This is a genomic window from Burkholderia sp. PU8-34 (assembly GCF_053427725.1).
Genome location: NZ_JBSAXC010000001.1, coordinates 895,378 through 915,381 on the forward strand (window position 1 = coordinate 895,378; position 20,004 = coordinate 915,381).

The window sequence follows — 20,004 nt, forward strand, 5'->3', positions numbered from 1 at the left end:
CAAAAAGTTACCGGGCCTTAGAAAAATGTCAATTCCTCGATCATTTTTGCCTTCCTAGACTGGCGCATCACGTTGATCAAGGAGTCCGCGTCATGGAAGCAGTGTCGACCTGTCATCAACCCTCGTGCGCACCGGCGAACGGGAGCGCGCCGCCGTCCGCGCGAACGATCGCCGCACGCATCGAGCGGATGCCGCCGAACGGCATGCATGCCCGCGTGCGCGTCCTGATGGGACTCGCGACGTTCTTCGACGGCTTCGACTCGATCGCGATTGCGAGTGCGCTGCCGCTACTGATCGCGCAATGGTCGCTGCAGGCCGGACAGGTCGGGCTGCTGATCTCGGCCGGCGCGGTCGGCTCGCTGATCGGCGCATTCGTCTTTCCGCTGCTCGCCGAACGCTACGGCCGCGTGAACGCGGTCGCGTGGAGTTCGGCGCTGATCGGCGCCACGACGCTGGCTTTCCTGTTCGCTCGGTCCTATGAGTCGTTCGTGCTGTTGCGCGTGCTGCAAGGCATCGGGCTCGGGGGCGAGGTGCCGATCGCCGCCGCATACATCAACGAGATCACGAGCGCGCGCAACCGCGGACGCTTCGTGCTGCTTTACGAGCTGATCTTCCCGGTCGGCCTGCTCGCCGCGAGTGCGCTGGGGTCGTGGCTCGTCCCGCGTTACGGCTGGCAGGTCATGTATTTCCTCGGCGCCGCGCCGTTGGTGCTGGGCGTGCTGCTGCGCCGATACGTACCGGAATCGGCCCGTTGGCTGGCCAGCAAAGGGCGGTTCGACGACGCGCACGACGCAGTATCGCGCTTCGAGGCCCGCGCGCGCCACGCACTCGAACCGATCCGCGGCGACTCGGCGGACGCACCACCGGCGCCGTCGAACGCGAAGCTTTCGGTCGTGCTGAGCCGGCCGTACCGGCGCCGGTCGATATCGGTCTGGCTGCTCTGGATCACCTGCGGATTCCTGCAATACGGGCTGTCCGCCTGGCTGCCGACGATCTATCGGCAGGTGTACCACGTGCCGTTCCAGCAGTCGCTGAACCTCGCGCTCGCCGCGTCGGTGCTCGGCATCGTCGGCTCGCTCGCCTCCGCACTCGTCGTAGACCGGGTCGGACGCAAGCCAGTCATCGCCGTCTCGCTGTCGCTGTGTGCGGTATGTCTCGCGATGGCCGGCGTCCTGCATGCTGGTTCCGTCTACGTCGTCGCCGGGCTTTGCTCGCTCGCATTCGGCTTGATGGCGAGCGGGTTCATCACCGCCTATGTGTACACGCCCGAGCTGTATCCGACGAGCGTGCGGGCGGCCGGATGCGGAATCGCCAGCGCATGGCTGAAGGTCGCATCGATCGTCGCGCCCGTGACGCTCGCGACGCTGCTCGAACACGGCCGGCTACAGACCGCGTTCTACCTGTTCGCGCTGGTGCCGCTCGCCGCCGCCGTCGTCGTCGCCGCGCTCGGCATCGAAACCAGGAACCGGACGCTCGAGTCGCTCGAAGCCTGATTCACGCGCGTCCCGGCTCCGGCCGGGTCGCGCGTCCCTCACTGATCCGTCCCGTCTGCAATCCCGGAGCATGAATCCATGAAACGACTCGACAAGTCGTCACTTTTATTCGCATCTCTAATTTTCAGCATGACAAGTTATGCGCAGAGCAGCGTGACGCTTTACGGCATCGTCGACACCGGCGTCGCCTACGTCAGCAACGAAGGCGGGCGACATGCGATCGCGATGGTCGGCGCCGGCGGAGACCGCCCAAACCGGATCGGCTTCAGGGGAACGGAAGAGCTCGGCGGCGGGCTGCGCGCGAATTTCGTGCTGGAGAACGGCTTCAACGCCGCGACGGGCAGCCTCGGCCAGGGCGGCCTGCTGTTTGGCCGACAAGCGTACGTCGGCCTCGGCAGCGACTGGCTCGGGGAAATCCGCGCCGGCCGCCAGTACGATTTCATGATCGACCTCGTGCCGTACACGTCCGCGGCGAGCGGGAACGGCGGGTTCTATTCGTTCCATCTCGGCGATCTCGACCGCCTCGGCGGCGAACGACTGAACAACAGCGTCCAGTACCGGTCGCCCGACCTCGCCGGCTTTCGCGCGGGCGCGATGTTCTCGTTCGGCGGTGTGCCGGGCGATTTCAATCGCAACAGCGCGAAGAGCTTCGGCATTACGTACCAGCGCGGCGGATTCCGGATGGGCGGCGCGTTCACGTCGGTGGAAAACTTCCAGGCCGGGCTCGGGATCGGCACGACGGCGCTGGGCGTCAACCTGACCGGCACGCCGGTCAACGCGGTGTTCGACCGGATCGACATATACGGTATCGGCGCGGCCTATCAGACCGACAAATGGTACGCGGCTGCGCTTTTCACGCTGTCCGATCTGCACCGGAACGGACGCTCGGCCGCGCTCCGGGCACTCGACTTCGGCGCGACCTACTGGATCACGCCCGCCGCATCTGCCGGTGCGGCAGTCACCTATTACACGCTGGACGCCCATCGCTGGATCGTGCCGTCCGCGTCGCTCGACTACTACTTCTCCAAGCGCACGAACGTCTATCTGCAGGTCGTCAGCATGCACGTCAACGACTCGGGCGCAGTCGCGCAGCTTTTCGTCCTGCCCGCGTCGTCGGGCAGGAACCAGACCGCCGTCACGATCGGCATGCGCCAGAACTTTTGAATCGAGGTCATATGCATCCGCTTCTGAAAACACTGCAGGAAGACGCCGCGTCGCTCACGGTCATTCGCCGCGACATCCACGCGCATCCCGAACTCGGCTACGAGGAAGTCCGCACGGCCGGCATCGTCGCGGGTCTATTGCAGGCGGCCGGCGTGGAAGTCTCGGCGCCGATCGCGGGCACCGGCGTCGTCGGCACGCTGCGCGCGGGAACGGGCTCCCGCTCGATCGGGCTCACCGCCGACATGGATGCGCTGCCGATGCATGAACGGAACGTGTTCGAGCACCGCTCGCGTCACGATGGAAAAATGCACGGTTGCGGCCACGACGGCCATACGGCAATGCTGCTCGGCGCCGCGCAATACCTCGCGCGCACCCGGCGGTTCGACGGCACGGTTCACTTCATCTTCCGCCCCGCCGAGGAAGGCGGCGCGGGCGCGCTCAGGATGCTCGGCGAGGGCCTGCTCGCCCGCTTTCCGTGCGACGCGATCTTCGGCATGCACAACGTCGCGACGTTGCCCGAAGGTACGATCGGCACGCGCGTCGGCGCGATCACGGCGAGCACGACGACCATCGACATCGAGGTGACCGGCAAGGGCGCGCACGCGGCCCGGCCGCATCTCGCGATCAATCCGATTGGTATCGCCGCGCAGATCGTCACCGCGGCCACCGCGTTGCCGGCGCAGATCGGCAGTCCGAGCGAGCCGATCGTGCTGTCGATCACGCAGATCCGCGGCGGCGACTCGCCGACCATCATCCCGGAATGCGTCCGGATGCGCGGCACGCTCAGGACGTTCTCGGTCGACGCCACGCAGAACGCCAAGCGGCATCTCATGTCACGCGTCGACGGCATTTGCGCGGCGTACGGTGCACACGCGGCGGTTCGCTTCGATGACGGCTATCCGCCGACGGTGTGCAGTTCCGCCGAAACCGCGCTCGCCGTCGATGTCGGACGCGCACTGCTCGGCCGCGACGCGGTATTCGCGGACATCGAGCCGACGATGGCCGGGGATGATTTCGCGTATCTGCTGCAGGAACGCCCCGGTGCGTTCCTGTTCATCGGCAACGGCAACGGCAACCATCGCGGCGACGCGGACGGGATGGGGCCGTGCATCGTGCACAACCCGTGGTTCGACTTCAACGACGCGCTGTTACCGATCGGCGCGAGCTACTGGGCGGCCCTCGTCGAACGCTATCTCGCGTTGTCCTGAACGGAGCACGCGTGATCGACGGGCACGTCAGTACGACGTGCCGCTGCCACTCGCGGTGTCACCGCCATTCGTCCCGAATCGTGCGTGCATCGTGTCGACGTGGTCCCCACCCCAGGAATAAGCCTCCCGCAGCGCACGTTTACTGCACGTACCTTGCGCCGTAGAAAGAGCTGATGCCGTTGTCGGGCAGGTCCGATTGCGTGCTCGACGTACCGGCACACTGCAATCGCGCGACGCTCGGCGGCGCAACGTCGTAAAGCACAGGAGGCTGCCATGCGCATCGCTTGCAGAATCCCCATCCTCGTCAGTGTGATCGCACTCGGCATGACATCGCATGCCGCGTGGGCGCAGCAAACCGTGAAGGCAACGTTGCGGTCGGATTCGATCCAGCTGGAAACGCACAGCGTCAAGGCAGGCCGAGTCACGCTCGACGTCAAGAATGCCGCGGAAAACAACATGGAGCACGAACTCGTCGTGCTGAAAACGGATCTCTCCGATAACGCGCTGCCTGTCAGCAAGGGCCAGGTGCTCGAGCACAAGCTGAGGAAGATCGGGGAAGTCGAAGATATCGCGCCGGGCAAGAGCAGGCGCGCGTCGTTCAAGCTCGCGCCGGGGCATTACGCACTGATCTGCAACAAGCCGGGACACTATGAAGCAGGCATGCACACAGCGCTTGTCGTGACGCCGTGAAGCACCGGCAAGCCGGAACAGCACCTCGTGAAAAGCGGATGCCGGCAATCGGCGCGGATACTTTTGTCGAACCCGCCCGGTGATCCTCCGCAACGCGTGCCGGTGACGCATGCGAGGTCGTCCGGCACGCCACCCAAACCATGCATGATCAGCAATGCCGCCAGCCGCTCCGCCCGGCTGGCGCTTTTTTGTCGAACCCGCCCGGTGAGCCTCCGCAACGCGTGCCGGCGACGCATGCGAAGTCGTCCAGCACGCCACCCAAACAATTCTTGTAGCGTTTATAACCATCGAGTAGCATTATCTACATGAATGCTATCTCGACGTGGTCGCTCCTCGTTCTGACCCTGCCAACGGAAAACGCGACGGCCCGCATGCGGTACTGGCGTGCGCTCAAGGCGAAGGGCTGCGCCGTGTTGCGCGACGGCATCTACCTGCTCCCATACACCGACGAGCGAGAAAGCATGCTGCGTGAGCTCGCTGGCGCCATCGCCGAAAGCGGCGGCACTGCGCACCTGCTGCGCGCGCCGAGCCTCGACGCGTCGCAGGAAATGGAGTTCCGCGCGCTCTTCGATCGGGCCGAGGACTACGCCGACTTCACGCGCACGCTCTCTGAGGCACGCAAGACGCTTGCCGGACAGTCCGCTGCGGAACTGACACGCCTGCTGCGCCGCCTGCGCAAGGATTACGACGCCATCCGAGCGACCGACTACTTCCCGGACGACGCCGCAACCCGCGCCGAGGTCGCACTGCAGGACTTCATTGCCCTCGTCGACACGGTCATGTCGCCGGGCGAGCCGCACGCCGCGGAGCGCCCGATCCGCCTGCTCCCGATCGCCGAACATCAGGGGCGTACATGGGCGACGCGTCGGCGCATGTGGGTCGATCGCGTCGCCAGCGCATGGCTGATTCGCCGCTTCATCGACGCGCGAGCGCGCTTCATCTGGCTCGCGTCGCCGACCGATTGCCCGCCTGACGCGCTGGGTTTCGATTTCGACGGCGCCGCCTTCACCCACGTCGGCGAGCGCGTGACGTTCGAGGTATTGCTCGCGAGTTTCGGGCTCGACAAGGACGCAGCATTGTCGCGGCTCGGCGAGATCGTGCATGCGCTCGACGTGGGCGGTCCCGCCGCGCCTGAAGCCGTCGGCTTCGAGGCCGTGATGGCCGGCACGCGCCAACGCACGGAAAACGACGATCAGTTGCTGGAACAGATGGGGGCCGTGCTCGACTCGCTCTATGCGCACTTCGCATCGAACGGCAAGGACGAAACCGGGAGACAGTCATGACCGCGACCGTGGCGACCAGCAGGCCGACCTACTCGCTCAGCCAACTGGTCGGATACATGCTGCGCCTCGGCACGTTCGGCTTCGGCGGCCCGGTCGCGCTCGCCGGCTACATGCGCCGCGATCTCGTCGAACGGCGCGGCTGGATCACGGAGGCAGACTACAAGGAAGGGCTCACACTCGCGCAGCTCGCGCCGGGTCCGATGGCTGCGCAGCTCGCGATCTACCTCGGTTTCGTCCACTACCACGTACTCGGCGCGACGCTCGTCGGTTTCGCGTTCGTGCTGCCGTCGTTCCTGATGGTGCTCGCGCTGGGCTTCGCGTACGCACACTTCGGCGGGCTGTCGTGGATGCAGGCGGTTTTCTATGGCGTTGGGGCCGCAGTGGTCGGCATCATCGCGATGAGCGCCTACAAGCTCACGACGAAGACCGTCGGCGGCGACAAGCTTCTTTGGGCCATCTTCCTGACGCTGGCCGCCGTGACCTTCATCACGGAAACCGAAATCGCCTGGCTCTTCATCGTCGCCGGGCTGATCGGCTGGCTTTGGCGCGCACCGCCCAAATGGCTGCACAAGAGCGGGCTGAACGCGCTTGCCGGCGCCAACCTGCCGGTAGCCAGCGGCCTGCTGAGCGGCATCGACGTTCCGCTGCTCGTGCAGATCGGCGTGTTCTTCGCCAAAGCAGGCGCGTTCGTGTTCGGGTCCGGACTCGCGATCGTGCCGTTCCTGTATGGCGGCGTCGTCACCGAGCATCACTGGCTCAACGACAAGCAGTTCGTCGATGCTGTCGCGGTCGCGATGATCACGCCGGGGCCGGTGGTGATTACGGTCGGCTTCATCGGGTACCTGGTCGCGGGCCTGCCCGGCGCATGCATCGCCGCGCTCGGCACGTTCCTGCCTTGTTATCTGTTCACCGTCATTCCGGCGCCTTACGTGAAGAAGTATGGCCATCGGCCCGACGTCAAGGCGTTCGTCAACGGCATCACCGCAGCGGCTGTCGGCGCGATCACGGGGTCCGTCCTCGTCATCGCGAAACGATCGATCGTCGACATGCCCACCGCACTCCTCGCCGTTGCAACGGTCGTGCTGCTGTGGCGGTTCAAGAAGCTGCAGGAGCCGGTCATCGTGACCGCCGCGGCGCTATTCGGGCTGGCGGCTTATCCGTTCCTCCATCATTGACGCGCGTCGACATCCGGCCACATCGCATTGCATCTTCCGGGCAGACGCACCATGAAATAGATCACGCGCAAACGGCCAAAGATCGAATGCGTTGCACCTTCCGTACATTCGGACAGGAGAAGCACCATGAAATGGATTACGCGTGAGCGGCCAAAGATCGATCGCATCGCTTGCCCGTGGCTGATCGCCCGGTTCATCGACGAGGCCCCCGAATTCCTCTACGTTTCCGGCGCGGAAGTGCTGCGATTGGCGGAGGAAACAGGCGCAATTCCTTACGACGTGCCCGATGTCGAACTTGGGCATCACGGCAAGCGCTGCAGCTTCGATGCGTTTCTCGAAAAGTACCAGCTACATGACCCAGCCTTGCTCAAACTTGCCGAGATCGTGCGCGGCGCGGATACCGGGCAGCTCGATCTCGCGCCGGAAGCAACCGGCCTGTATGCAATCTCGATTGGCCTTTCCAAAAACTTCGACGACGATCACGAGCAACTCCGTCACGGCATGGTGATGTACGACGCGCTCTATACGTGGTGTCAGCGCGATGCACGTGCCTAGCGGTCGTGTGGCCATTTCTCACGCAATCCGTCTGTCACGCCGGTTCCTGCCGGACGGCGCGGAACACGCCGCGTGGATCATTCTCGTAAGCCGTGGTCTGCGCGGCTTCTGCGACGGCTTCATCGCCGTGCTGCTCCCCGCGTACTTGCTCTCGCTCGGCTTCGCGCAAGTCCACGTGGGTTTGATCAGCACCGCGACATTGGCGGGGTCGGCGATCGCGACGATCACGGTCGGCATCGTTGCCGGCCGCCTTCCGCACCGACGGATGCTGATCTTCGCAGCCGCCCTGATGGCCGCGACCGGCATCGGCTTCGCCAGCCTGTCGACACTGTGGCCGCTGCTCGTCATCGCCTTCGTCGGCACGCTGAATCCGAGTTCCGGCGACGTCAGCCTCTTCTTGCCGCTCGAGCAGGCCCGTCTCGCGGAAGCGGCGACAGGCGATGCGCGGACCACGCTGTTCGCGCGCTACAGCCTCGTTGGCGCCTTGTCGGCCGCATTGGGCTCGCTCGCGGCGGGACTGCCGCTTTGGCTCGCTTTGCATACCGATATCTCGATGCTCGGCGCGATGCGCGCCATGTTTGTCGTTTATGCGACGACAGGCGTCGCGGTCTGCGCTTTGTATGGAAGATTGCCGAGTACGGGATCGCACATTGCGGTTGCCACCCCTGCGCTCGGACCTTCCCGGCACATCGTTACACGCCTGGCGCTGCTGTTCAGCATTGACGCATTCGCGGGCGGCCTCGTCGTCAATTCGCTGTTGTCACTTTGGCTGATGCAGCGGTTCGGTCTTTCAGTCAGCGCAGCCGGGGCATTCTTCTTCTGCACCGGCCTCCTTGCTGCTGGCTCCCAGCTCGCGGCGCCGCCGCTGTCGCGCAAGATGGGCCTGCTGAACACGATGGTGTTCACGCATATTCCGTCGAGCCTCTGCCTGATCGGCGCGGCCGTTGCCCCGTCGCTGCCGGCGACGCTGACACTGCTGCTCTTGCGCAGTGCCCTCTCGCAAATGGACGTGCCGACACGTACCGCCTATGTGATGGCCGTCGTCACGCCAGCGGAGCGCCCGGCCGCGGCGAGCTTCACTTCCGTGCCGCGCAGCCTCGCGGCCGCGGTCGCACCGACGCTCGCGGGCGGCCTGTTCAGCCTCGGCTGGCTCGGCGCACCGTTGGTCGCATGCGGTGCGCTGAAGATCGCTTACGACCTTTCGTTGCTCACCGCCTTCCGCCACATCAAGCCAGACGGCGGACCGAAGCCGTAACGAGGTTCGGACAAGTTCATCGCCACTGTCGCCATTCACGAACACATGATCAGCAATCCGCCGCACCAGGCTTGTCGCAACAGTGCTGGCTGGTGGCCGTTGTCGCAAGGTGAAGTCATGAAATCCCCCCGAGATTGGCGCTTCGGCCTTCTCCTGCTTGTCGCGTTGTCCATCGTGCTTGCGGTGGTCATTGTTGTTGTCCGTCGGGCTGACGCCACGTCGGAAGATCTCTCGCCCGGCAGCCTGCCGTTGAAGCACGTCGCGGACATTCCGCTACCCGGCCGCCCGACTCGACTCGACTACGCGAGTCTGGATACGATCCGCAACCTGCTCTTCATTGCCCACCTCGGCGATGGAGAAGTGATCGTGTTCGATACGCGTGCGTCACGCGTGATCGCGCGCATCGCCGACGTGCCGTCGGTGCATGGCGTCCTTGCCGTTCCGGAGTTGTCGCGCGTGTACGCATCCGCGACCGGTACCGACGAGATCGTCGCGATCGACGCGGCGACGCTGAACATCGTCGCGCGCATGCCGGGCGGGCACTATCCGGACGGAATGGCTTATGCGCCCGATGTGCGCCGGCTTTATGTATCCGACGAGTACGGAGCGACGGAAACCGTCATCGACGTCCGAACCAATCAGCGCGTCGCGACGATTCCGCTCGGCGGCGAGGCCGGCAATTCGCAGTATGACCCGATCTCCCGCCGTATCTTCGTGAATGTCCAGACGCTCCGTCAGCTTGTCGAGATCGACCCCGCGACGGACCATATCGTCAGCCGCTTCGATCTGCCAGGTGCCGAAGGCAATCACGGTCTGTTGATCGATCCGGGAAATCGCCTCGCCTTCATTGCGTGCGAGGGCAATGACAAGCTGATCGTCTTTGACCTGCGCTCGAAGCGGGTCGCCCGATCGTTCGATATCGGGAGCGACCCGGACGTACTGGCACTGGACTCGACATCGGGCACGCTCTACGTCGCTGGTGAAGCAGGTACTGTTTCCATGTTCCGAGTGACCGGTGCGAGGATTGAAAAAACAGGTGAAGGGCACCTCGGCCCCAACGCGCACGTCGTGGCGGTCGACCCCGCAACACACCTGTCGTACTTCCCGCTGAAGAGTGTTCACGGTCGGCCGGTACTGCGCGTGATGGGCCGTCGATAGCAAACGTGGCGGGCAGCATCTTTCCGTTCAGCGCGTGATCGCACGCGCACGTCACTGACCGGATCACGCACAGATCGCGCGCCTGTCGCATCGCATGCTTCATCCTTCCGGCCGCGGCGACCGAGAGGAACGGCACCATTTTTTTCTTGCTTCGAGTAACACGGACTGAGCCTGCAACGCACGGAATAAACGCGACGGCTCGTTCGTTTAACTGACGTTGCCCGCGTGCTCATTGAGCAGGAGCGGAGAAATGAAACAGATCCATGCGGCGCTTGGCGCCGCAATAGGCGCTCTCGTGTTTGCCGCCCTCGTGGCATGCGGCGGCGGTTCATCGCACATGAGCGAGTTCCGGGTCACCGCGCTCGTCTCCGACGGCAAACTTCCGGCCGCTCACGTCGATGCCAACCTGTTGAACCCGTGGGGCATCGCCTTCAATCCCAAGGGCTTCGCGTGGGTTGCGGACAACGGCACGCAACACGCGACGCTCTATGACGGCAACGGCGTGCCGCAATCGCTCGTGGTCACCATTCCGGCCGGCTCGACCGGCGCCGCCAACCCGACCGGTATCGTATTCAACGGCACGACCGATTTCGTCGTCACCCAGAACGCCAAATCCGGGCCTGCGGGCTTCATCTTCGCGGGAGAAGGCGGCACGATCACCGCGTGGTCGCCAACGGTCCACCCGACATCGGCGGTGACCGTATTCGACAGTGGCGGCAGTGCGGTCTACAAGGGGCTCGCTATCGCCAGCAACAACGGCGCGAACTTCCTCTACGCCACCGACTTTCACAACAACAAGATCGACGTGTTCGACCGGAGCTTCACAAAAGTGACGCTGCCCGGCGCCTTCCAAGACCCGTCGCTGCCGGCAGGCTTCGCGCCGTTCGGCATCCAGGCCATCGGCTCGAAACTGTTCGTCACCTACGCGAAACAGGACGCGGCAGCGCATGACGACGTGCCTGGCGCGGGTCTGGGCATGATCGATGTATTCAGCCCGTCGGGCCAGTTCATGCAGCGCCTCGCTACCGGCGGATCCCTGAATGCACCATGGGGCATTGCACTCTCACCCGCGAATTTTGGCCCGTTCGGCAATGCGCTTCTCGTGGGCAACTTCGGCGACGGCATGATCCATGTGTTCGACCCGACTACCGGCATATTGATCGGAACCCTGCAGCAAGCCGACGGCTCGGCAATCGTCGAGCCAGGGTTATGGGGAATCGCATTCGGCAACGGCTTGAACAATCAGCCTGCCAATACGTTGTTCTTTGCCGCGGGTCCGAACAACGAAGCCGACGGACTCTATGGCCGTATCGACGTTGCGCCGTAGCCACCATCGAGTGCAACGGAATTACGCGCGGTTCACATGATCGACCTGCCCAGGCGTCTCCTCGCCGGGGCAGGCACACCGTTGCCATGCCGCAGCCATCACTGTCACGGCTGCGTCATCTCGGAAACCGCCGACTGACGATTTCGCACGTCGAGCGTGTCCCCCGGAATAATGCGCCATGCGCATTCGTTTTATGTTCGTGTGCAGTTGGGCATCAACCTGACGCGGCGCAAGTTCGCGCCAGTATTCCCATGATGCGAAGCCACGGCATCGCGTGCCATTCGACGCAAGCGTTGCCTCGTTTGTCTCGCCGATTGCATCGGGATGAATGCGGCACACCCACGGCCCGGTTTCCCGTACACGCATTTCACCCAACAACTTGGCACCCGGTCCAATTGCGACGGCCACGGGCGTCACACAAGCGATAACAACACGATCCTTCTGCGTGTCTGAGCAGCATATTGGTGATCGCTCGCCTCTTCGATCCGCATCACATGCTTAGGAGTTCTTTTCGAATGTAAATCGCCATGCAGAGACCGTCAGGAGGCGTTATTCGTCTTCTGCCGATCGAGGTCTGCGCGGGCCACCCGGAGGCGCTTCAGATGAAATCGATGTTGCACCCTGTCTTTCTTGCGACGCTGCTGGCAGGGGCCGGTTGCCACGACCTCGAACGGTCACGATCGATCGACGATCCGGCTGTTGCCGGAAAAACGATTGCGTTGCAGGTGTGCTCGAACTGCCACGGCGCGAACGGCATGTCGGTGTCGCCGATGTTTCCGAAGCTGGCCGGCCAGCCGCGAGCGTACCTGATCGCTCAGTTGACGGATTTCAGGACGCATCGCCGCGCCGACCCGAATGCCCAAAAATTCATGTGGGGCTTCACGCATCTGAGCGACGCGCAAATCGAGCAGATTGCCACTTACTTCTCCAGCCGGCCGCCTCCGCAGGGCAAACCCGACGATCCGCCACCCGTCGACACTGGCCGAACGATTTTTTCATTCGGCCTGCCGGACAAGGGGGTGGCTGCATGCAGCACCTGCCATGGCGCGCATGGCGAGGGCGTCGGCGAAATCCCTCGATTGGCGGGACAACACGCGGACTACATCACCAAACAGCTCCGGGTGTTTCGACGCAGCGGGGAAAGGCCGCGTGGCGAACCGATGAAGGCGGTATCCGACAACCTGTCGGAAGACGAGATGCGCGCGGTAGCAGCATACCTGGAAGCACTTCCGGCAAACGCTCCTGTCACGAGCGATCGCATTGCACCTCACGACTAGCGCCGATAGGCAACACGCGCCTTTCACCGAATATTCGGGAGGGCATCGTGCGACCGTCGCCATGCCTTGCGTCCACGTTGCCGCCCTCAGTGCCTGCGCGGCGCCCGGTGACACGCTTGTGCTGAGTTGCGCAAGAGAGACGGGGCCGCGCAGGTGATGATGAACCTGGGCAAGCGCAGGATGCGCATGGATGCATTCACCGGACCCGTTCCTGCCCGCCCCCAGTCCTGCCCGCCCCCAGTCGCGCGACAACCTGAAGTTACCGCAGGCAGGAACCGGCTCCACGTAACTTGACCGACGTTGCACACCGTTGATCGAGGGTTATCACTGATGCTGCTACTCGCTCACATTTGTATGATGACCACATCACCCTACAAAATTGACCGACATGTTCGAGAAAATTCCCGCCCGCGCGATGAGCGATCACGTCGCGCAGCAGTTGCTCAAGCAGATCGAAGTCGGCAGTTTCGCGGCCTCCGGCAAGCTGCCGACCGAGGCCGTGCTCGCGCAGGAATTCGGCGTGAGCCGCACCGTGATCCGCGAGGCGATTTCGCGCCTGAAGAACGAAGGCGTCGTCGAGCCGCGCCAGGGCAGCGGCGTGTACGTGAACCAGCACGGCGCGATCCGCCCGCTGCGCATCGATTACGCGGAAGCCGTCGAGGCGACCTCGCTGCCGCACCTGCTCGCGGTGCGCCGCGCGATCGAGGCCGAAGTCGCGGCCGTTGCCGCGCTGCATCACACCGACGAAGACATGGCCGACATCGACGACGCGCTGCGCAAGATCGATGAAGCGGTGGCCGAAGGCCGCGACGGCGTCGCGGAAGACGTCGCGTTCCACCGCACGATCGCGGCCGTCACCGGCAATCCGTATTTCCTGAAGACGCTGCAGTTCCTGAACCAGTACCTCGAAGCGGGCGTGAAGGTCACGCGCGGCAACGAGGCGACGCGCGAGGACTTCTCGCGGCAGGTTCGCGAAGAGCACGCGGCAATCGCCGACGCGATCCGCGCGCGCGACCCGATGGCCGCGCGCAACGCCGCCCGCACGCACATGTACAACGCAGCCCGCCGGCTCGCGCAAGCCGGCATCTGCTGAACCCGGCGGCTGAACCCGACGGCTGAACCCGGCGGCCGAACCCCTGTGCTGAACCCGGCGGCTGATCCGCAGACAAAGCGGCGCCGCCTCTGTCCCGATTCGATCAAGGTTGACCATGTCACGAAATGTTGGAGTCATCGGCCTCGGCGCGATGGGCCTCGGCGTCGCCCGCTCGCTGCTGCGCGCGGGGTTTCGCGTGCACGCATGCGACGTGCGTGAGCAGGTGCTGAACGCGTTCGCGGCCGAAGGCGGCGTCGCATGCGCGACGCCCGCCGAACTCGGCGCGCAGTGCGACGTCGTCGTCACGCTCGTCGTCAACGCTGAGCAGACCGAAGCAGTGCTGTTCGGCGAGCACGGCGCGCTCGCGCGGATGAAGCCGGGCGGCGTCGTGATCGCGAGCGCGACCGTCGCGCCCGAGTTCGCGGTCGAACTCGGCCGGCGGATCGAAGCGGCCGGCCTGCAGATGCTCGACGCGCCGGTGTCCGGCGGCGCCGCGCGCGCGGCGTCCGGCGAAATGACGATGATGACGTCCGGCCCGGCCGCCGCCTATGAAGCGTGCGAGGACGTGCTCGCCGCGATCGCCGGCAAGGTGTACCGCCTTGGCGACGCGCACGGCGTCGGCTCGAAAGTGAAGATCATCAACCAGCTTCTGGCCGGCGTGCACATCGCGGCAGCGGTCGAGGCGATGGCGCTGGGCTTGCGCGAAGGCGTCGATCCCGATGCGCTGTACGACGTGATCACGCACAGCGCCGGCAACTCGTGGATGTTCGAGAACCGCGTGCCGCATATCCTGAACGGCGACTACACGCCGCTGTCGGCCGTCGACATCTTCGTGAAGGATCTCGGCCTCGTGCTCGACACCGCGCGCCGCAGCAAATTCCCGCTGCCGCTGTCGGCCACCGCGCACCAGATGTTCATGAGCGCGTCGAGCGCCGGCCACGGCGGCGAGGACGATTCCGCCGTGATCAAGACTTTCCCCGGCATCACGCTGCCGCCGTCCCGTTGATTCGAGCGAGACCCTCGACATGACCGCCTCCCGTCCCCTGCTCGGCTGCATTGCCGACGATTTCACCGGTGCGACCGATCTCGCGAACATGCTCGTCAAGAGCGGCATGCGCACCGTGCAGACGATCGGCGTGCCCGCCGGCGATGCAACGCGCGAAGCGGCGCTCGACGCCGACGCGATCGTCGTCGCGCTGAAGTCGCGCACGATTCCCGCCGCCGACGCCGTCGCGCAATCGCTCGCCGCATACGAATGGCTGCGCGCGCAGGGCTGCCGCCAGTTCTTCTTCAAGTACTGCTCGACGTTCGACTCGACCGACGCGGGCAACATCGGCCCCGTCGCCGACGCGCTGCTCGACGCGGCGGGCGGCGGCTTCACGATCGCGTGCCCGGCGTTCCCGGAGAACGGCCGCACGATCTGCCGCGGCCACCTGTTCGTCGGCGACGTGCTGCTCAACGAGTCGGGGATGGAAAACCACCCGCTCACGCCGATGAAGGACGCGAACCTCGTGCGTGTGCTGCAGCGCCAGACGCACTCGTCGGTCGGCCTGATCCGCTACGACGCGATCGCCCTCGGCGCTGCCGCGGTGCACGCGACGATCGCGCAGCTGCGCGCGGAAGGCGCACGCTTCGCGATCGCCGATGCGCTGTCCGACCGCGATCTCTACGTGCTCGGCGAAGCGTGCGCGGACCTGCCGCTCGTCACCGGCGGCTCGGGCATCGCGCTCGGCCTGCCCGCGAACTTCCGCCGCGCGGGCCTGCTGCCCGAGCGCGACAACGCGGCGTCGCTGCCGCGCATCGGCGGCTTCTCGACGGTGCTCGCCGGCAGCGCGTCGAAGGCCACCAACGCGCAGGTCGCCGCGTGGCGCGCGAATCGCCCGGCGTTCCGCATCGATCCGCACGCGGCGTCGCGCGGTGAGCCGGTCGTCGAGCAGGCGCTCGCGTTCGCGCGTTCGCATCTGCCGGAGCCGGTGCTGATCTACGCAACGGCGACGCCCGACGAAGTGAAGGCGGTGCAGCAGACGCTCGGCGTCGAAGCGGCCGGCCATCTCGTCGAAAGCACGCTCGCCGCGATCGCGAAGGGGCTGCGCGCGCTCGGCGTACGCAAGTTCGTCGTCGCGGGCGGCGAGACATCCGGCGCGGTCGTGCAGGCGCTCGACGTGACGCTGCTGCAGATCGGCGCACAGATCGACCCGGGCGTGCCCGCGACCGCGACGACCGGAGAGCGTCCCCGTGGGACCATCGGCGCCGAGCCGCTCGGCCTCGCGCTGAAGTCGGGCAACTTCGGCGCGGTCGATTTCTTCGACAAGGCGCTGCGCGCACTGGACGGAGCGAGCCGATGAGCGTCGAAGCGAAATTGCGCGAGGAAATCTGCGTCGTCGGCGCGAGCCTGTATGCGCGTGGCCATGCGGTCGGCAGCGCGGGCAACATCAGTGCGCGTCTCGACGACGGCTGGCTGATCACGCCGACCGATGCGTGCCTCGGCCGGCTCGATCCGAACGACATCGCAAAGGTCGGCCTGGACGGTCAGGCCGTGTCGGGCGGCAGGCCGTCGAAGACGCTGACGCTGCATCGCGGCATCTATGCGCACAACGCCGAAGCGAACGGCGTCGTCCACACGCATTCGACGCATCTCGTCGCGCTGACGCTCGCGGGCGTGTGGCGCGACTCGGATGTGCTGCCGCCGATCACGCCGTACTACGTGATGAAGGTCGGCCACATTCCGCTGATCCGCTACCGCCGCCCCGGCGATCCGGACGTCGCGGCCGAAGTCGCGGCGCTCGCCGGCCGCGTGCGCGGCGTGCTGCTCGACCGCCTCGGCCCGGTGATGTGGGGCGCGTCGGTGTCGCAGGCGTCGTACGCGCTCGAGGAACTCGAGGAAACGGCGCGGCTGTGGCTGATGACCGATCCGAAGCCCGAGCCGCTGTCCGACACAGCGCTCGACGAATTGCGCAGCACGTTCGGCGCGCGCTGGTAATCCCCTGCCCGCCGTGTGCGCGGGCCGTTCCGTCAGCACACACCTACGACCGGCGTCGTACGCGCCGCCGGCACCCACCATCACTGGATTGGAGACAACGATGACTGCTCTCGACGCGGCCGCAGGCCGTTCGTCCGCCTCTGCCGCCGGTTCGGCCGAGCTGGACCTCACGTACAAGAAGGTGTTCTGGCGCATCGTACCGTTCCTGATGCTGTGCTATGTGGTTGCATATCTCGACCGCGTGAACGTCGGCTTCGCGAAGCTGCAGATGTCGCAGGATCTCGCGTTCAGCGAAACCGTATTTGGGCTCGGCGCGGGCATCTTCTTCCTCGGCTACTTCCTGTTCGAACTGCCGAGCAACCTGCTGATGCACCGCATCGGCGCGCGCATCTGGATCGCGCGGATCATGATCACGTGGGGCCTGCTGTCGGGCCTGTTCGCGTTCGTGCAGACGCCCATGCAGTTCTATGTGCTGCGCTTCCTGCTCGGTCTCGCGGAGGCAGGCTTCTACCCGGGCGTGATCCTGTATCTGACGTACTGGTTCCCGTCGCACCGCCGCGCGAAGATCATCGCGGTGTTCATGTCGGCAATTCCGGTGTCGGGGATCTTCGGCAACCCGCTGTCGGGCTGGATCATGGCGCGCTTCCACGGCGGCTCGGGCTTCCACGGCTGGCAATGGATGTTCATGATCGAGGCCGTGCCCGCGCTGCTGATCGGCATCGCGACGATCCTCTATCTCGACAACAACATCCGCAGCGCGAAGTGGCTGAACGAGCGCGAGAAGCAGTTGCTCGCGGACGAGATCGCCGCGCAGCCGCAGGAGCAGCAAAAGCACGGCCACTCGCTGAAGGCCGTGTTCGCGGACCCGCGCATGTGGTGGATGTCGCTGATCTACTTCGCGTTCGTGACCGGCCAGTACGGGCTGACGTTCTGGATGCCGACGCTCGTCAAATCGACCGGCATTACCGACACGTTCCAGATCGGCCTGCTGTCCGCGATCCCGTTTCTCGTCGCGATAGTCGTGATGAACCTGTTCGGCCACAGCGCGGACAAGCGCCGCGAACGCCGCTGGCACCTGATCGTGCCGGCGCTGATGGGCTCGGTCGGCTTCGCGGTCGCCGCGATGTACTCGCACAGCACGGTCGTGTCGATCCTGTTCCTGTCGATCGCCGCGGGCGGCGTGCTGACCTGCGCGCCCCTCTTCTGGTCGCTGCCGACCGCGTTCCTCGCGGGTAGCGCGGCCGCGGCCGGGATCGCGATCATCAACTCGGTCGGCAACCTCGCCGGCTTCGCGAGCCCGTACGTGATCGGCTACCTGAAGGACCTCACGCACAGCACGTCGGCCGGCATGTACGTGCTGTCCGCGATGCTCGTGATCGGCGCGATCGCCGTCTGGCTCACGCCGGGCAGGCTGGTCAACCGTTAAGGCCTGTTCCCGCTAATAAGGGCGCCTTGATCGACCCACCAAGCGATGCCGGGGCGCCGCGCACGGCCTATGCTGTGTGCAGGCCTCCACTCTTTCACTGACAGGATCTGCAGCCATGCCACGCTTTGCCGCCAACCTTTCGATGATGTACAACGAGTACGCTTTTCTCGAGCGCTTCGCCGCCGCCGCGTACGACGGCTTCAAGGCCGTCGAGTACCTGTTCCCGTACGACTTCGCCGCACAGGACATCCGCGAACGCCTCGACCAGCACGGCCTCACGCAGGCGCTGTTCAACGCGCCGCCCGGCGACTGGGCCGCGGGCGAGCGCGGAATCGCGTCGCTGCCGGGCCGCGAGGACGAGTTCAAGCGCGGGATCGACACCGCGCTCGACTATGCGCGCGTAATCGGCAACAAGAAACTGCACGTGATGGCCGGCCTGCTCGCACCGGGCCAGGACCGCGCGCGCCATCGCGCGACCTATGTCGCGAACCTCGCGCACGCCGCGCAGGCGGCCTTCGCGCACGGCATCACGGTTCTCGTCGAGCCGATCAACCAGCGCGACATGCCCGGCTATTTCATCAGCCGGCAGGACGACGCGCACGAGATCTGCGCGGAAGTCGGCGCACCGAACCTGAAGGTGCAGTTCGACTGCTACCACTGCCAGATCGTCGAAGGCGATCTCGCGATGAAGCTCAAGCGCAATTTCGCGGGCATCGGCCACATCCAGATCGCCGGCGTGCCGGAGCGGCATGAGCCGAATATCGGCGAACTCAACTATCCGTACCTGTTCGACCTGATCGACGCGCTCGGCTACGACGGCTGGATCGGCTGCGAATACCGCCCGAAGGCCGGCACGTCAGACGGCCTCGGCTGGCTGAAGCCGTATCTTTGATTCAAGCATTCCCACGAGGGCAACCAAAATGAAAGTACTGATCACCGGCGGGGCCGGGTTTCTCGGCCAGCGTCTCGCGCGCAAGCTGCTCGAACGCGGCGAGCTGACCGGCGCGGACGGCCGGATTCAGGCCATTACCGAACTCGTGCTGCTCGACGTCGCCAAGGGCGGTGATTTCGGCGACCCGCGTGTGACGTCGATCGTCGGCGACATCGCCGACCGCGCCGTGCTCGAAAGCGCGATCGACACGCAAACGGGCGCGATCTTCCATCTCGCGGCGATCGTCAGCGGCCACGCCGAAGCCGATTTCGATCTCGGGATGCGGATCAACCTCGATGCGTCGCGCGCGCTGCTCGAAGTGTGCCGTGCGCGCGGCCATCGTCCGCGCGTCGTGTTCACGAGCTCGGTCGCGGTGTACGGCGGCGCGCTGCCGGACGTCGTGCAGGACGACACCGCGCTGAACCCGCAATCGTCGTACGGCGCGGAGAAGGCGATCGCCGAGCTGCTGCTGTGCGACTACGCGCGGCGCGGCTTCGTCGATGGCCGCGTGCTGCGGCTGCCGACGATCAGCGTGCGGCCGGGCCGGCCGAACGCGGCCGCGTCGTCGTTCGCGAGCGGCATCATCCGCGAGCCGCTGAATGGCGAGGAAAGCGTGTGCCCGGTGCCCGGCTCGACGCGTCTGTGGCTGCTGTCGCCGCGCGGCGCGATCGATGCGCTTGTCGCGGGTTGCGAGCTTGACGGCGCGCAGCTCGGCAACAAGCGCGTGATCAACCTGCCGGGGATCTCGGTGAGCGTCGACGAGATGGTCGCCGCGCTGCGTGAGGTTGCGGGCGACGAGGCGGTGAAGCGGATCCGCCATGTGCCGGACGAGCGCGTCGAGAAAATCGTCGGGAGCTGGCCGGGGCGCTGGGATACGTCGCGCGCGGAAGCGCTCGGGCTGAAGGGCGATACGTCGTTCGTCGATGTGATCCGCGCGTATCTCGAGGACGAGCGGCGCTGATACGACGATCGCGCAGCGCGAAAAGCTG

Annotated in this window: 18 protein-coding genes; all 18 read left to right on the forward strand. The window is 65.6% G+C overall.

Features of this window, described 5'->3' with window-relative positions:
• Positions 1-92: 92 nt before the first annotated feature.
• A complete protein-coding gene (locus ACV22Z_RS04095) occupies positions 93-1,493 on the forward strand; it encodes an MFS transporter (RefSeq protein ID WP_448075014.1) in 1,401 nt (466 codons plus the stop codon).
• A gap of 78 nt (positions 1,494-1,571) precedes the next feature.
• Positions 1,572-2,657: a porin gene (locus tag ACV22Z_RS04100; RefSeq protein ID WP_448075015.1), complete on the forward strand. Its 1,086-nt coding sequence runs from the start codon at positions 1,572-1,574 to the stop codon at positions 2,655-2,657.
• A gap of 11 nt (positions 2,658-2,668) precedes the next feature.
• The gene (locus tag ACV22Z_RS04105; RefSeq protein ID WP_448075016.1) at positions 2,669-3,865 is read left to right on the forward strand and encodes a M20 aminoacylase family protein; all 1,197 of its coding nucleotides are present in this window, start codon (positions 2,669-2,671) and stop codon (positions 3,863-3,865) included.
• A gap of 273 nt (positions 3,866-4,138) precedes the next feature.
• Positions 4,139-4,555 carry a cupredoxin domain-containing protein gene (locus ACV22Z_RS04110; RefSeq protein ID WP_448075017.1) on the forward strand — a complete coding sequence of 139 codons (417 nt, stop codon included), beginning with the start codon at positions 4,139-4,141 and terminating at the stop codon, positions 4,553-4,555.
• A gap of 305 nt (positions 4,556-4,860) precedes the next feature.
• Positions 4,861-5,838, forward strand: coding sequence for a chromate resistance protein ChrB domain-containing protein (locus ACV22Z_RS04115; protein WP_448075018.1), 978 nt, complete (start codon positions 4,861-4,863; stop codon positions 5,836-5,838).
• Positions 5,835-7,013: a chromate transporter gene (locus ACV22Z_RS04120; protein ID WP_448075019.1), complete on the forward strand. Its 1,179-nt coding sequence runs from the start codon at positions 5,835-5,837 to the stop codon at positions 7,011-7,013. The genes ACV22Z_RS04115 and ACV22Z_RS04120 overlap by 4 nt, the downstream gene beginning before the upstream one ends.
• Before the next feature lie 126 nt (positions 7,014-7,139).
• Complete coding sequence (locus tag ACV22Z_RS04125; protein WP_448075020.1) at positions 7,140-7,568, forward strand: chromate resistance protein ChrB domain-containing protein; 429 nt, start codon at positions 7,140-7,142, stop codon at positions 7,566-7,568.
• Positions 7,555-8,823 (forward strand): MFS transporter, encoded by a 1,269-nt coding sequence (locus ACV22Z_RS04130; RefSeq protein WP_448075021.1) that lies wholly within the window; start codon positions 7,555-7,557, stop codon positions 8,821-8,823. The genes ACV22Z_RS04125 and ACV22Z_RS04130 overlap by 14 nt, the downstream gene beginning before the upstream one ends.
• Before the next feature lie 117 nt (positions 8,824-8,940).
• Positions 8,941-9,981, forward strand: coding sequence for a hypothetical protein (locus ACV22Z_RS04135; protein WP_448075022.1), 1,041 nt, complete (start codon positions 8,941-8,943; stop codon positions 9,979-9,981).
• A 250-nt stretch (positions 9,982-10,231) separates the two neighbouring features.
• Positions 10,232-11,308 (forward strand): TIGR03118 family protein, encoded by a 1,077-nt coding sequence (locus ACV22Z_RS04140; protein ID WP_448075023.1) that lies wholly within the window; start codon positions 10,232-10,234, stop codon positions 11,306-11,308.
• A gap of 602 nt (positions 11,309-11,910) precedes the next feature.
• A complete protein-coding gene (locus tag ACV22Z_RS04145) occupies positions 11,911-12,585 on the forward strand; it encodes a c-type cytochrome (RefSeq protein WP_448075024.1) in 675 nt (224 codons plus the stop codon).
• Positions 12,586-12,973: 388 nt separating this feature from the next.
• Positions 12,974-13,678 carry a FadR/GntR family transcriptional regulator gene (locus ACV22Z_RS04150; RefSeq protein ID WP_448075025.1) on the forward strand — a complete coding sequence of 235 codons (705 nt, stop codon included), beginning with the start codon at positions 12,974-12,976 and terminating at the stop codon, positions 13,676-13,678.
• 115 nt (positions 13,679-13,793) lie between these two features.
• Entirely contained in the window at positions 13,794-14,684 is an 891-nt protein-coding gene (ltnD, locus tag ACV22Z_RS04155) for an L-threonate dehydrogenase (protein WP_448075026.1), read from the forward strand.
• Between the two features lie 19 nt (positions 14,685-14,703).
• Positions 14,704-16,023, forward strand: coding sequence for a 3-oxo-tetronate kinase (gene otnK / locus ACV22Z_RS04160; RefSeq protein ID WP_448075027.1), 1,320 nt, complete (start codon positions 14,704-14,706; stop codon positions 16,021-16,023).
• Positions 16,020-16,658 (forward strand): 3-oxo-tetronate 4-phosphate decarboxylase, encoded by a 639-nt coding sequence (otnC, locus tag ACV22Z_RS04165; protein WP_448075028.1) that lies wholly within the window; start codon positions 16,020-16,022, stop codon positions 16,656-16,658. The genes otnK and otnC overlap by 4 nt, the downstream gene beginning before the upstream one ends.
• 100 nt (positions 16,659-16,758) lie before the next feature.
• Positions 16,759-18,084, forward strand: a complete 1,326-nt coding sequence (locus ACV22Z_RS04170) for an MFS transporter (RefSeq protein ID WP_448075029.1) — start codon at positions 16,759-16,761, stop codon at positions 18,082-18,084.
• Positions 18,085-18,199: 115 nt separating this feature from the next.
• Positions 18,200-18,976, forward strand: coding sequence for a 2-oxo-tetronate isomerase (gene otnI, locus ACV22Z_RS04175; RefSeq protein WP_448075030.1), 777 nt, complete (start codon positions 18,200-18,202; stop codon positions 18,974-18,976).
• 28 nt (positions 18,977-19,004) lie between these two features.
• Positions 19,005-19,976, forward strand: coding sequence for a D-erythronate dehydrogenase (denD, locus tag ACV22Z_RS04180; RefSeq protein WP_448075031.1), 972 nt, complete (start codon positions 19,005-19,007; stop codon positions 19,974-19,976).
• Positions 19,977-20,004 lie beyond the last annotated feature (28 nt).

Bases quoted from the DNA above. Each gene is read 5' to 3' on its own strand.
- ACV22Z_RS04095 (WP_448075014.1), top strand. From the start codon at position 93: ATGGAAGCAGTGTCGACCTGTCATCAACCCTCGTGCGCACCGGCGAAC.
- ACV22Z_RS04100 (WP_448075015.1), top strand. From the start codon at position 1,572: ATGAAACGACTCGACAAGTCGTCACTTTTATTCGCATCTCTAATTTTC.
- ACV22Z_RS04105 (WP_448075016.1), top strand. From the start codon at position 2,669: ATGCATCCGCTTCTGAAAACACTGCAGGAAGACGCCGCGTCGCTCACG.
- ACV22Z_RS04110 (WP_448075017.1), top strand. From the start codon at position 4,139: ATGCGCATCGCTTGCAGAATCCCCATCCTCGTCAGTGTGATCGCACTC.
- ACV22Z_RS04115 (WP_448075018.1), top strand. From the start codon at position 4,861: ATGAATGCTATCTCGACGTGGTCGCTCCTCGTTCTGACCCTGCCAACG.
- ACV22Z_RS04120 (WP_448075019.1), top strand. From the start codon at position 5,835: ATGACCGCGACCGTGGCGACCAGCAGGCCGACCTACTCGCTCAGCCAA.
- ACV22Z_RS04125 (WP_448075020.1), top strand. From the start codon at position 7,140: ATGAAATGGATTACGCGTGAGCGGCCAAAGATCGATCGCATCGCTTGC.
- ACV22Z_RS04130 (WP_448075021.1), top strand. From the start codon at position 7,555: ATGCACGTGCCTAGCGGTCGTGTGGCCATTTCTCACGCAATCCGTCTG.
- ACV22Z_RS04135 (WP_448075022.1), top strand. From the start codon at position 8,941: ATGAAATCCCCCCGAGATTGGCGCTTCGGCCTTCTCCTGCTTGTCGCG.
- ACV22Z_RS04140 (WP_448075023.1), top strand. From the start codon at position 10,232: ATGAAACAGATCCATGCGGCGCTTGGCGCCGCAATAGGCGCTCTCGTG.
- ACV22Z_RS04145 (WP_448075024.1), top strand. From the start codon at position 11,911: ATGAAATCGATGTTGCACCCTGTCTTTCTTGCGACGCTGCTGGCAGGG.
- ACV22Z_RS04150 (WP_448075025.1), top strand. From the start codon at position 12,974: ATGTTCGAGAAAATTCCCGCCCGCGCGATGAGCGATCACGTCGCGCAG.
- ltnD (WP_448075026.1), top strand. From the start codon at position 13,794: ATGTCACGAAATGTTGGAGTCATCGGCCTCGGCGCGATGGGCCTCGGC.
- otnK (WP_448075027.1), top strand. From the start codon at position 14,704: ATGACCGCCTCCCGTCCCCTGCTCGGCTGCATTGCCGACGATTTCACC.
- otnC (WP_448075028.1), top strand. From the start codon at position 16,020: ATGAGCGTCGAAGCGAAATTGCGCGAGGAAATCTGCGTCGTCGGCGCG.
- ACV22Z_RS04170 (WP_448075029.1), top strand. From the start codon at position 16,759: ATGACTGCTCTCGACGCGGCCGCAGGCCGTTCGTCCGCCTCTGCCGCC.
- otnI (WP_448075030.1), top strand. From the start codon at position 18,200: ATGCCACGCTTTGCCGCCAACCTTTCGATGATGTACAACGAGTACGCT.
- denD (WP_448075031.1), top strand. From the start codon at position 19,005: ATGAAAGTACTGATCACCGGCGGGGCCGGGTTTCTCGGCCAGCGTCTC.